General features: G+C 38.1%; 11 protein-coding genes. 8 read left to right on the top strand and 3 right to left on the bottom strand.

Features of this window, described 5'->3' with window-relative positions; genetic code table 11:
• The first annotated feature begins 121 nt into the window (after positions 1-121).
• The gene (locus tag AABK40_RS23155) at positions 122-406 is read left to right on the top strand and encodes a helix-turn-helix domain-containing protein (protein ID WP_338399606.1); all 285 of its coding nucleotides are present in this window, start codon (positions 122-124) and stop codon (positions 404-406) included.
• Positions 406-1,638: a type II toxin-antitoxin system HipA family toxin gene (locus AABK40_RS23150; protein ID WP_338399605.1), complete on the top strand. Its 1,233-nt coding sequence runs from the start codon at positions 406-408 to the stop codon at positions 1,636-1,638. Before AABK40_RS23155 ends, AABK40_RS23150 begins: the two co-directional genes overlap by 1 nt.
• 378 nt (positions 1,639-2,016) lie before the next feature.
• On the opposite strand, the gene AABK40_RS23145 is transcribed toward AABK40_RS23150, so the two are convergent.
• Positions 2,017-2,544 carry a hypothetical protein gene (locus tag AABK40_RS23145; RefSeq protein WP_338399604.1) on the bottom strand — a complete coding sequence of 176 codons (528 nt, stop codon included), beginning with the start codon at positions 2,542-2,544 and terminating at the stop codon, positions 2,017-2,019.
• 471 nt (positions 2,545-3,015) lie between these two features.
• On the opposite strand from AABK40_RS23145, the gene AABK40_RS23140 reads away from it, so the two are divergent.
• The 5 genes from AABK40_RS23140 (at position 3,016) to AABK40_RS23120 (ending at position 8,808) form a co-directional block, all read left to right on the top strand.
• Entirely contained in the window at positions 3,016-3,354 is a 339-nt protein-coding gene (locus AABK40_RS23140) for a plasmid mobilization protein (RefSeq protein ID WP_338399603.1), read from the top strand.
• Positions 3,351-3,740: a relaxase/mobilization nuclease domain-containing protein gene (locus AABK40_RS23135; protein ID WP_338399602.1), complete on the top strand. Its 390-nt coding sequence runs from the start codon at positions 3,351-3,353 to the stop codon at positions 3,738-3,740. The genes AABK40_RS23140 and AABK40_RS23135 overlap by 4 nt, the downstream gene beginning before the upstream one ends.
• The gene (locus tag AABK40_RS23130) at positions 3,724-6,405 is read left to right on the top strand and encodes a hypothetical protein (protein WP_338399601.1); all 2,682 of its coding nucleotides are present in this window, start codon (positions 3,724-3,726) and stop codon (positions 6,403-6,405) included. The genes AABK40_RS23135 and AABK40_RS23130 overlap by 17 nt, the downstream gene beginning before the upstream one ends.
• A gap of 66 nt (positions 6,406-6,471) precedes the next feature.
• Positions 6,472-8,076 (top strand): ATP-binding protein, encoded by a 1,605-nt coding sequence (locus AABK40_RS23125; RefSeq protein WP_338399600.1) that lies wholly within the window; start codon positions 6,472-6,474, stop codon positions 8,074-8,076.
• Positions 8,077-8,184: 108 nt separating this feature from the next.
• Positions 8,185-8,808, top strand: coding sequence for a recombinase family protein (locus AABK40_RS23120; protein ID WP_338399599.1), 624 nt, complete (start codon positions 8,185-8,187; stop codon positions 8,806-8,808).
• Positions 8,809-9,411: 603 nt separating this feature from the next.
• Here AABK40_RS23120 and AABK40_RS23115 read toward each other — a convergent pair.
• Together AABK40_RS23115 and AABK40_RS23110 are read right to left on the bottom strand one after the other, a co-directional pair.
• A complete protein-coding gene (locus tag AABK40_RS23115) occupies positions 9,412-9,627 on the bottom strand; it encodes a hypothetical protein (protein WP_338399598.1) in 216 nt (71 codons plus the stop codon).
• 891 nt (positions 9,628-10,518) lie between these two features.
• The gene (locus AABK40_RS23110; RefSeq protein ID WP_338396605.1) at positions 10,519-11,886 is read right to left on the bottom strand and encodes a hypothetical protein; all 1,368 of its coding nucleotides are present in this window, start codon (positions 11,884-11,886) and stop codon (positions 10,519-10,521) included.
• 199 nt (positions 11,887-12,085) lie between these two features.
• On the opposite strand from AABK40_RS23110, the gene AABK40_RS23105 reads away from it, so the two are divergent.
• Positions 12,086-13,207: a T9SS type A sorting domain-containing protein gene (locus AABK40_RS23105; protein ID WP_338399597.1), complete on the top strand. Its 1,122-nt coding sequence runs from the start codon at positions 12,086-12,088 to the stop codon at positions 13,205-13,207.
• Positions 13,208-13,216 lie beyond the last annotated feature (9 nt).

The following is a 13,216-nucleotide window of genomic DNA, read 5'->3' as shown; positions in this document are numbered from 1 at the left end:
TTCATAAAGTGGCAGGAATCGCCACTTTTCTAAATTCGACATTTTTAAACGATAATATTTATATTGCTAATATATGAGCTATTTTGTTACTTTTAATTCAATAATAGCTTATATTTAAGCTATGTTATCATTTGGAAATACCCCCCAACGGCAAGCCGATGCTCTGGCCGAACGTTTCAGGATCATTCGTAAGCAACAAGGATTTACCCAGGCACATTTGGCTGAACGGTCGGGGGTGTCTTTGAGTAGCTTGAAGCGCTTTGAACAACAAGGAGAAATCGCTTTGTTGGCTTTGCTGAAATTAGCGCATGTCTTGAATTGTTTGGATGATTTTGAAAAGCTGTTTCAAAAGAAGGAGCAAGAAGTCGGAAAAAATCTGGATCAACTATTTAGCGAGGACTGGTGATGGAGCATGTGAAAAAGATAAAAGTGATGTTGCGATGGACTGATGATCAGCAGTTGCCCGTCGGTGAGTTGGTGCAACATGATCGCCGGTTGCTGTTCAAATTTCATCCTGAAATGCTTGACCGTAATTTGTCGTTATCGCCGATTAAGCTACCGCTAAGCAAAGAGGTAGTAGATATGTCAGCTTTTCCTTTTGATGGTTTGGCGGGTGTTTTTAATGACTCCTTGCCCGATGGTTGGGGGCGTTTGTTGCTTGACCGAAAGCTGACTGCGATGGGGCTGCCGTTTCAGCAATTGACACCATTGGATCGGCTGGCATACGTGGGGCAAAATGGCGCTGGAGCTTTGGTTTATTACCCCGAAATGGAACAGGAAAGTACCACCACACAAGTTTTGTTGGAGCAGTGGGAGCATGAGTGTAATGAGGTCTATGATGGTGCGAGCTCGGACCTGTTGGAGAGCTTGTTTCAGGCGGGAGGTTCTTCTGGAGGGGCCCGCCCAAAAGTGAATTTACTTTACAACCCAAAAGCCGATACACTTCGCAAAGGAAATATACCTGAATCAGGAGAGGAACACTGGTTGATCAAGTTTCCCTCTTCATTGGATATGTCTGATATTTCCAACGTTGAATATGCTTACTATTTGATGGCGAAAGAGGCGGGAATATCCATGAGTCCGTGCCGTCTTTTCTTTGGGGAAAGTGGAAAGCCGTATTTTGGGACGAAACGATTTGACCGGATCGGGAATCATCGATTGCACATGCATTCTGCCAGTGGACTGATGCATGATAACTTTCGATTGAGTAATATGGATTATGGTCATTTGATGGATGGAGCTTTCCAACTTCAAAAAGACGTACGCTGTTATGAGGATGTTTTGCGTCTGGCAGCTTTCAATATTTTCGGCCATAACCGTGATGACCACAGTAAGAATTTTTCCTTTTTGATGGATCAAAGTGGAACGTGGACAATGGCGCCAGCTTATGACTTGACCTTTTCAAACTCAGGTCATGGATTTCATTCTACTATGGTCGCTGGTGAAAGCCAAAATCCAGGCTCCAAACACATCAAAGAATTAGCAAAATATTTTAGTGTAAATAATGTAAGCCATATTATTGAGCAGGTCAAAGATGCTTTGTCCAACTGGTCGCAGTTTGCAGACCAGGCCGGAGTAACGGAGGCTTCAAAGAAAGCCATAACAAAGACCATTAATAATTTGTTGGCGGAGAGGTAGTCGTGGTTCCAATGTTGGTGAATATGTGGGAATATTTTTTGATAGGTATCCCTGAAATTCATGTTCGCCAACATTAGAAAATCCACCACTTGTTCAAGCCAGCATTTGCGTTTCTTTTAACGCTGTATATTATGGTTGGTAATCAAACGTTGTTTGAGTATTGCTCAACCGACCAGCTCTCATACAGAATGAACTACCTTCTTTCAATCTTCTCAAGGGGTAAAAAACACAAGATGTCAATAATAGACATTTTGTGTTTTAGTGTGACACTTTAGTGATGTCGTAAATCTGTTGTTGGTGACTTTCCGACAGGGATAAAGTGATAAGCAGTTTTTAAAGGAAATGCTCTGATGAAAAAGCATCAAAGGAAGCGCCCTTCTATTTTTTCTCCTTTCCTTTTCTCGACCTTTTAGCTTTTGCCCTTCTGACTTCCTCTTTTTTTCGCTGTTCGTATTTTTTGATCTCATGTGGATATTTTTCTTTTAAGGCACCATAAGCGGTAAGGTGTTTTTGATTACGAACTCTATCAACGGTCTTTAAAATATCAGTTTGTTTTTGATGTAGATTATCATTATACCTTACAAGACTGACTGTTTTGTGATGCCCTAATGATAAGGTACCTATTAGGGCGATGAAACAAAGGGCGAATGCGATTCGAAGTACGATTTTTTCATTCAGATATATCTTTAACCTTTCATCGATTTCCAATAAGGAAGCAGCAAATTTGGGGTTTCTGTAATTTTGCCTCAGTGCTGTTTGCTGTGTTTGAAATTTTCTTCCATCAGTTTGAGTAACCGTTTTACGATGATTGTGAAAATCATCTTTACACTTCTTGTCACAAAATTTAGCAGTTGATTTTTTATTGATCAGAGGAGTCTGACACTGAAGGCATATTTTCGTTTTCATAGGTTGATTATTTTATAACTATTTTAAGTTAATCTATTTTTTACAATACCTCAAATCATTATCGATGATTTGAGGTGTTTTTTTAGCTTGAAATATTATTGAACTATTTTTATGTGTGTACCGTGTAAGTTCCGTGTACATGGAACCAAAGAAGGTAAGATATTATTATTCAAATTTTCAATGGATGATAATATGAGGATAAATTTAAAATATCCTCTTCTAAATAATTCTCAAATGCTTGTTTATTAGCTTTAAAGGCGTATATTTCTTTTGAAAATCAAATGACTTAGATCAGTTTAAAGAAATCACCAGCTTCAGCTGGGAGCGAGGCATAGTTTAGGTGCCACTAAAACAAGTTTTAACCCCTAAACTGCCCCGGTTTTGGGCGCTCTGCTTTCAAAACATTCATCCGCTACGCTTATTAATTACTTTTTCCGCTTCGCTATTTTTATCATTTAAACAATATGATTTATGCCACGTCCCAAATCAAAATCGCTTCGAAAGAAGCGTATCAACTTCTTTGTTGATCAAGAAGAATATGAAGTATTGCAGAAGAATGCACTTGAAAAGGGGCGCAACATCCCCGCTTTTTGTAGAGAAATAACCTTGAGTAAGGACCATGAAAATCCGAAGGATAATACCATTACTTCTGCTACGAACTTCCATGAGCTCAAAATTGAAATTGCCCGCCTGGGCAATAACCTCAATCAGATTGCACGACGGATGAATATGGATGAGATGTATGATTCGGATGTCGAAAGAATTCATCAAGTGCTGGATTATTTGGGCGAACTAAAGCGGAAATCATGATTGCGAATACTGTGATAGGTACCAGTTTTCAGGGAGTATTTAATTACTGTTTGGGAGAAAAAAAAGGAGCCAAGGTGCTCGGTTTTTCGGAGGACATTATCATGAAAGGGGATGGAGATCCCTTGTTTTTTGCAAAACAGTTTGAGGGACATGTTGCTGATTATCGGCATACACTTCGGTCCGATTTTAAAAATGTGGTGGACCATACTTCTTTGAGTTTTGGGTATCAAGATGAGCTAAACGAGCAGGAGTTGCTGGAAATAGCCCAGAAATTTATGATAGATAAGGGCTATGAAGATTGCCAATACGTCGTGATTCAGCATTTTGATACCGAGCATATGCATGTACATTTAGTCCTTAATCGGGTGGATGAATCGGGTGGATGAATCGGGTAGTGTTGTGAATATTGACAACAACTATTTCAAAAATACGGCAATCACAAACCGTCTGGAGCAGCAATACAATTTGCAATCTAAGTTTGATAACAATCAAAAAATGGGTTTAACTTTTGTTCCTCAGGATAAAAATGAAAAGACTCAGGAGGCGAAGGTATTTGTAAAATCCGTTATTGATAAAGCCGTCATTTCGGGAGAGGTTAAGAACGTTGATGCGTTATTGGAGTGCCTAGAAAAGCAAGGAATTGATGCTGAACTGAAGGAGGTGAAAGGCACGGTAAAAGGGATTTCTTTTTCATTTCAAGATCAGGCATTTAAAGGTAGTTCGATCGGTTGGAGTTTACCGACTATCGAAAAACAACTTGAAGGAGTATTTGAACAAGAGCAGTTATTGCAGCAGGTCAATGAAGTTTTAGTGCCTAAATGCCAAAATTTTAAGGATTATATATCTGCTATTGAAAGACAATATGGTATTAAAGCAGACGTGAATATTCAACCGATAACGAAGGAACCAACTTCAATTACTTATCAATTTGCATCAGGGAAAAAAATAATGGGGCACCAGGCTGGTGTAAAAGTCAAGGAACTTTCAGCGATGTTTACTTCTGATGCGAAGATAACACAAGAGAATTTGAAGGAGGTTGTTGGCGTAATGTTGAAACAATCAACAACGATGGAAGAACTATCACAGCAGCTTGCCGATCGGGGTGTAAAAATGGAAGTTTTGAAGCATTCTATTAGCCAAAAAACGAGGGGATTACATTTTCATTTGCCTGATGGGAAAGTGGTCAAAGGGAGTAAAATTGGATGGAGTTATAAGAAAGTAGAATCTGCTTTACAGCCTCGTAAGACTACTGAAAGCGAGGCAAAGTCATGGATCCAGCAGGCATTTAAGCAAAGTAAAAGTAAGGCAGAATTTATTGACAAACTGTCCGAAAAATACATCAAAGTGGAAGTGCTGACTCATTCGAAAAGTGGGAAAGAATATGGTATGATCTACCATTTGCCAAACAGTACAAAGATGAAATCCAGCGCCTCGGGCGTTTCATTCAAGATGTTGAATGAAAAATTTGTTGAGCATGTGAAAGTTGCTGATGCCGTATCGGAGGCACTAAAGAAATCTACATGTATCGATACCTTTACAAATCATTTAAAAACCAATTTCATGATTGACGTTCAGGTATTGAAGCATAAAAATACCGGAAATGAATACGGGCTACGGTTTATAAAATCAGATGGGGAAAAAATAAAAGGCAGTGATGTGGGTATTTCCATCCATCAATTGAAGAATCACTTTGAAGTGTTTGTTCAGAAGAAAGAGGTGGTTCAAACTGCAATTTCCGAATCCACTAACCGCAATGAGTTTATTGAACATCTTAAGGAAGCTGGGATTAAATGGGAAAAGGATGGAAATGAAAATGTTTTCCATACAGAGGATGGAGTGAAAATTCCGGCAGGTGCTACTGCTTTTGAAGATATTGACAAAATGTTGCAAGCAAATATGCTGATGCAGCAACTTCAAAATGCTATTGAACATAATCAACCGGAGCTTGTACCGAAAAATATTGTCAATGCGATGGCTTGGTCACAGGCAAAGCAAAGTTACAAGCCTGGAAAATATGCTGGAGCGTTTAAAGGTCAGATTCATAAGAAGGTCCAAATGTCAAAAGGAAAGTTGAGTTTCGGTACGTATCAATTTGATGTTAATGCCCTTGAGCGGTTGATTGGTCCGCAATTGAAGAATCGAATTTGTGTAATGAAGCAGCAATTCACCAAGTTTGACTCTTTGCTTTTTGATGCTTTTTTGAAATCAAAGAAGGGTGGAAGTATTTATGAAGAGCTGAATAAACTGGGTGTTCATACAAAAGTGGATCATCAAAATATTACAACTTTTAAACACCCTGATTTTTTCTTTAAAAGCTCTTACTTTGGATTGAGTACGGATGGTTTTGAGAGATTGATGAAGCAACAGCTAACTCGATTGCATTTTGTTCAAGCTCTGCATAGAACCCGTAATCTTGATGATTTTGAGAATGAAATAAACAAACATGGATGGTCACTGAAAGACAAAAAAGGTAGCTTTATTAGCTTTAAAACCACTTTTGTTGGACCTGATAAAGAGGAATACTCATTTAATGATTTTCGAATACCTCGAGGGACTTTTGCTTTTATGCTTACTAAAGACTTGTCAAAAAATGAGGAGTCGATAAATCTGTTGGTTAATGCAGTTGCTCAGGCAGGAAGTTTACACGAGCTGAATGATATCTTGTTTAAAGACAATTTAATGTTGATGGAGGGGTATGATGGTTTGGCCTTGGGCAGCCCGGATAATTTGATTCCACTCAGAGATTTAGGATTTGGTTGGCGAGACGTCCAAATGGATTTTGAGGAAGTTGGATTCTATAATCAAGCGGAGGATAATTTCAGACAAGGACGCGAGGTTCAGAATCATCAGTCTGACTATACAGCTACCGGAGGTGGCAGTAATGAATCTGCTTTGGTGGAATTTATGACAGCATTATTTGCCGGCGGAGGTGGAGCTTCAGGAGTCCCTCCAAAAAATGTGGAAGATGAGGAGGAATGGGAAAAGCGCAAGAAGAAAAAGAAAGCGATTAAGCCTTCGATGCCGAAGCCGTCGCAGGGGATGTCGATGTAGAGGGCTTTTTTTCAATCAGCCAAAATTCAGTATCTTTAACCACCATACAAAAAAATGGACAATCCCATGAGCCAAAGACAAGCATTGCCGATCGGAATACAGACTTTTGAGGACCTTCGAACAGGGGGGGCTGACTATCTATATATAGATAAGACAGCACATATTCACGAAATGACAAAACTTACAAAAGGTTACTACTTCCTTTCCCGCCCTCGCCGTTTCGGTAAGTCGATGCTGTGCTCAACCTTGCAGGCTCTTTTTGAAGGAAAACAGGAACTCTTCGAAGGCTTATATATTCATGACAAATGGGATTGGTCGGAGAACTTTCCCGTAGTTAGGATTGATTTGAGTGCGGCCAATTATAAAGATTTGGGTGCTGTTGAAACAAGGGTTTGGATTAATTTGAATCGAAATGCTGAATTTCATGGTATTGAGTTGAAGATCACAGATAGTCTTGGCGGAGCATTTGAGGAATTAATCTTGAGAATTTATCAGAAGTATGATAAGAAGGTAGTAGTCTTGATCGATGAGTATGACAAACCTATTCAGGATACGTTATCGAATGAGGATGATTTGGCTTCAAATTCTTTAGATGTTCTTCGTGGATTCTATTCAGCCCTTAAAGCCTCAGATCAGTATATCCGTTTTTGCTTCATGACCGGCATTACCAAATTCACAGGAGTTGGGCTATTCAGTGGTGCGAATAATTTCAATGATATCTCCTTAGATCAACGATACGCTTCTATTTGTGGTTTTACTCAAAATGAATTGGAAACCAACTTTGGTGATTACTTCGATGGGGTAAATATGGAGGAAGTTCAGGCGTGGTATAATGGCTACAATTACCTCGGAGACAAGGTTTACAATCCATTCGATATTTTGATGTTTTTAGATAAGGGGGCCTACTTTGATAACTACTGGTGGGATTCTGGTCAGCCGAGTTTTATTGCCAAAATTTTCTCACAAGGGAAGGTGATGCCATATCAGATCGATAACTTGGTGTTGCCGTCGGAGGAGTTGAAGCAATTTGATTTGAATCACCTGAATTTGGTTTCGTTATTGTGGCAAGCAGGTTATCTGACGATTGCTGAGCAGATAAAAATACCAATGCGAGGGTACCGTTACAGGATGGCGATTCCAAATAATGAGGTTCAGGTTTCTTTGAATAAGTTATTTTTCAGTGATTTAACCACCCTAAGACAAAGTAGTCAGCATCATAATTATAAGGCTTATGATGCGATCATTGATAATCAATTAGGTGATTTCGAAAAAGCCATCAAAGCGATGTTTGCATCGATTCCATATAACAATTATGTGCAAAACAATATCAATAAATTTGAGGGGTATTATGCTTCTGTTATTTATGCTTACCTGATGGCATTGGGTTTAAAGACCCGAACCGAAGAAGCTATTTCCTCAGGACGAATTGATATGGTGATGGAAAGTCCAACGCATATTTATGTAGTGGAATTCAAGGTCAATGCACCGAAACCTGAAGGTGATGAAAGAGGTGAAGCCCTGGATCAGATTCATGAGAAAAAATACTATGAGCCGTATTTGAATGACGGTCGGAAGATTGTACTGATTGGGATGCATTTTAGTGAAGAGGAGAAGAATTTGAATTGGTTTAAGCCGGAGGAGTGGAAATTGAACCAAAACACCAACAATTAATAAAAAAACGTTACTAAAAAATCCCTGCTATTGTTTTGCCTGTCAGCAACACACAGCAGGGATTTTTCTTTACCTTTGTGTTATCATTTAAGCTAAAGCATAAATAGTATGAAGTCCATCATCTACTCCCGAGTATCCACCAAGGAACAATCCACCACCCGCCAGGTGCAGGAGCTCAAATCCGTGCCCAGCTTTGAAGTCGAAAAGGTGTTCCATGAGAAGATTAGTGGTTTCACCAAGACGGCAGCTGAACGCCCAGCTTTAGGCAGGGCACTCGCCTACTTGAAAGCGCATTCGGAAATCAACTGCTTGATGGTCCACGAGATTTCACGGCTTGGTCGGAATACGCTCGACGTGCTTTCACTGATCGAGCAGTTGAGATTAGAAGGAATAAAAATTTACATTCACAATCTTGGACTAACGATCAATACCGGCGATGCTAAAGAAGAGGCATTTTCAAAACTCATCATCACGCTAATGGCTGACCTTGCTCGCCTCGAAAGCGAGCAGATGTCCTACCGGATCAAAAGTGGTATTCGGGCCCGCAAGGAAAAAGGACTTCATACTGGCCGGAAGGTTGGCAGTAAAGAGTCTGATGAAAAGTTTTTGTCTAAACACACTGATATTGTTAAATACCTCAAAAAGGGCTTTTCTTATCGGGAGATCCAGCGGTTGTGTAAGTGTTCGCCAAATACGGTGCAGAAGGTGGTGGGGCTTATGAAAAATGAATAGCTTTATAATAACTTTTGGTTGTTTTACTGTCTCCTCATGTCCTTAATGATAATAGGCTCTGGTATTTTACCTGAGCCTATACACTCCTATAAATTAAATGCTGTCTCCTGTCTCTTAATTTATTTTTATATAATAATATATTGCTACATTTTTTGGGCGTGTCCTGATTTTATTTTTTCTATAGGTATTCTTTCTTGGCTTTTTCGTCCTCCTTCATCTCCTTTATCTGTTATTGGCTCGTAGGATCTTGCTCCTCCTCCACCTCGATAGGCTGTTATTAGTTCTTTACTTTCATGTTCATGCTCTCCACTTGTAGTAGTGTGTCCAACAAGCTTCGGTAACTTTGTGGCATCTTCTTGAAGTATAAAATCTGTCCTTATCCCCTCTGGATCTTTTTGTTCCTTTGATACGGCTTCTATTTCTCTATCATCGAATTTATTTACACCCCTTATAAATACACCTCTTAGGTCTGGACAATAATTAAGGTTTTTAATTTCGGCGTATTTTGATCCAATAATATTTCTACCATCTGCTGGTGCCCATTTAGTAGTTTCTTTTTTAAACTGATTGGGTGTTTCTTGATTAACGCTTTTACAAAATTGTTTAAAATTTAATGTAGATATATATGGTTCCTACTGGCACTGTTTTGATAATATAGTTTCCTTTTGGTGTCTTGTCTACGGCTTTTTCCAATTCATCCTTTATAACTATTGAAGCATTATCTGTTTTTATGTAATTGTTTTGATAAATAGGTATTGCAGCTGATAATGCTGTTAATAAGCCTACTATGGCTGTTGCCAGGGTGATTTTTTCATTCATAGTTATTGTTTATAGTGTGATTTTTTTACGCTATTTGTCATTGGCTTAAATAAGAATTGCGTTTAGTTCGGGTGTTTTGTAGCGTTTATACGCTATATGAGTGGGGGTTACCTTTGTTTTTTATAATTATTTTTCCCGTTCAAAGGCACTTTCTTGGTTCGTATGGCGCCTTTGGAGTAGTTTTTAGCTAGGCTGGTTGTTATTCTAATAATTTGGAAAAAGTATTTTTCTATCGGGCGTTCTAGGGTTGGTAAGTGTTCTCTCTTTCCGTTCAAAAGGCTCTTTGTTTACTTAATACATATAAGATTTTATTACTATAATTACATTATTAGGATTGTGTTATAATGTTATTAAAGTATTTTTAAGTTGTATTTTTTTTGAAAATTATTCTACAAATTATAATAATCTAATTTTTTTATTAATTATTTAAATGGAGTTATTATGAAAAACATCAACTATTTTTTGAAGTCGCTGTTTTTGTCAGTCTTTCTGTTATCTTATTCTCTCTGTATTGGTCAAGTGTCTCTTTTTAGGGAAACGACAACTCGTGTAGTTGAAATTAATGGTAGTTATATCGATGTAACATTTTCAATCAATGCTGATGATGATGTGTATCCTAGTAATGGTAATTATACTGTTTCTTATTCTACGTCTGTTTATAACCCTTCTGGTGGGGCTACCACCCTGTCAACACTAGGTGATATAACCTTTTTCTTCAACCATAATATTTACCAAAATTACTTTGGGACTTGGATTGATCATTATTCATCCGCTAATTATAGTGGAAGTTTTAAGGTTCGTATGCCTGCTTGCGGGGATAAGGATATTACAACCAATGTTGGGCTGGCTTATAGTAGCCTGTCGAATATTTTCAAAAAACATGTACACGAGTTAAGCAGCCATTTGAACGCTCATCATTGCTTTTGCCACGGCTTCCTTATCTTTGATTTCTGCCACTTTTACGGTGTCAAATCCTGAAACAAGTTCGGCAATTTCATTTTCTTTCACAAAAAATAAGGGAATGGTCAGCAAGTGGTTGGTGCACATTTTCTGTGGGTGGCTGCTCATTTTTGATTTGTACTTTCCGAATACGCTTTCGATGATAGCACTGCAACAAAAAGGGATGTCTTCACCAATCGTTTTGTAGGTTTTATGAAAATAATGAGTGATTTTTTCTCTGAATATAGTTGGCCGATCCCCTTCGAGTTCTTCCATTTTTTGAGTTAATTTCAAAATAGTTTTGTGACTTATCCCTTCCGTTCTGCCAACCGATAATATTTCTTTGATCACTGGGGTCAAAGATATCAAATCCTTGATGAAAGGTGTATGATCACTGATTTGGAGGAGGCTCAAAGCCGCACCTTTGCTTTCTTCGGCGACATTTTTCAGCTCAGGACCGACCTTTCTAAACCACTTTTCATATTGCCCAAGCTGATGAAACCTACAATGATGCCTTACTTTTGGAGGGGCCAAATGTGCATATTCCCCACACGCTAAATCTTTTCTGAGTTCACCAACCCATTTGATGAAATTCTTGTAATCATCTGTATCGTTATATAGATTTTTCAGTGTCCTTGATACTTCATGGGTGATATCCGAAACATGATCAAGCCCCAGCAAGGCTGTAGCCTTAAGTAAATTAGAACCTTTATCGCTTAGGACATATTGAATTTTCAGCTTCTGAACGAGTGGTTGAAGTTCCTTATAAATTACATCTGCCGACCAACCTTTTTTCGCACCAAGATAAACCAAGTGACAGTCCTCAAAACGTAATGTACGCTGCTGGTCAGAAACCGACACAGGAACGGCAAGTACCAAAAACAATTTCTTCCCGTTGAATGAAATGCTTTCATCACAAATCAAAACACATGGCCGCTCAGGTGAAAATGGTTCGATGGCCTGCATTCCTGCTTTTTTTAACCAATTATCAATCGTCGAATGGTCAGGGCATTTACTATCTATGTGCATTTGTTGAATGAAAATACGCAATACCGTCTCACTATCACGAAGGCTCATGCTGGTTTCAGTATGTAAAATTAAAGCCAAAGTAATAATGGCCGAACAGTAGCTGTGGTGCTTGATTTTTTTCCCCCCAAACTCCGACTTGTTTTTAGACTTTTCCTCTTTGTACTTCTTTTCCCAAAAGGAAGCCCGAGCCTTATACCTTTTAATTTTGATACTGTCGTTTCGCCTTTTTCGTTTAGCTCTTTCTGTTGACTTTTTCTTTTTTAGAGATTGTTTGTTATTTTTAAAACTCAAAGCGATTCTGGTAAGGTTGAATGACGGTTTGGACACTCAAATTTAACCTTTTTTCTGGAATCGCTTTTTTTGTGAATTTTCGACAGGCTAGGCTTATAGGGAAACGACGCACGGGGTTCCTGTTGATCGAAGTACCAGGAAAGATAATATTTTTACTTTCTGGGGTGATTCTGAGAAGTATGCTTTAAAATTTGTTGATATGGATGGCAATTCTTTATCTAAAATTTCTTTTACGGATGATAACACCTGTACCTCTTTTCAATTTAAGCTGGATAATTGGTCATATTTAAATGATAAATGGAATATTATTAATCTCCTTAATACTTCTTCAGCTCTTTATGCTGTCTTAAATAAAAGTAATGGTGTAATAACGGTATTAATCCGTGATCCTCATCAAATTACCTCCCCAATTAATATCGGTCTTGATTTCTTAGTCCCTGATCTTGATCATATATCACGATGGATTAGTTGCACTAAACTCTACATTCCTGTAGAATTGAATCGTAATACGTTGAGTTGGGGCTCTAAAGAGCTGAAATCTACTTACCTTCAAAATGAACGTCCCATAATTAATATTAACAGTAGCAGCTCTATCGTAAAAAAATGGAGTTCTCCTGGTAATGTTAAATTTGTAGTCGGTGGTCAGGAATATAATACTTATGTAGGTACTTCTAATGAGGTTCAATTGATTTTTGGTAGTTATGGTTCTCATGTCGATATAAACGTTCAACTTGGTGAATGTGAATCTCCTGCCAATCAAATCACTGCTAGTACTTTTGTCAAATCCTCCGTTATTTCGGCACCTTCTATATCTGGGCCTTTAACTCAGAGTGGTTCTAGTGTTTCCAATCCAAAAACATACACTGAGTATTATTATAGTGCAAGCCCTGCAATAGGCGCTGATGAAGATGGGCAAGTGTATTGGAAATTTATTGATCCGCATGGTTTGAATGAGTTCGATTATACTGGTAATCCGATCAAAACTACAGTTTATTTTGTTGGTTCTTGGGAAATAAAATGTAGAAAGCGGATTAATTCTTCTTACAGTGGTTGGACAACTAATTATGTTAATTTTAGTGCTGGGTTTAGTAGTTTGTTATACCCTAATCCTGCGGTTACTGAATTAACACTTAGTAATCAAATAATTATTCCTTCAAATTCTACATATACTATTCATGACTTTCAAGGATTTGTTGTTAAGAACGGCACGATGAATAATAATCAAAATAAAATAGATGTTTCTGAATTACCATCTGGAAGTTATATTGTTTTTATTGATTTAAATGGCTATATTCATAAAGAAAGAGTTATGATTGAATAAAAAATATAT

This window comes from Persicobacter psychrovividus (assembly GCF_036492425.1).
GTDB classification, from domain to species: domain Bacteria; phylum Bacteroidota; class Bacteroidia; order Cytophagales; family Cyclobacteriaceae; genus Persicobacter; species Persicobacter psychrovividus.
This window is presented reverse-complemented; position numbering and strand designations above follow the sequence as displayed.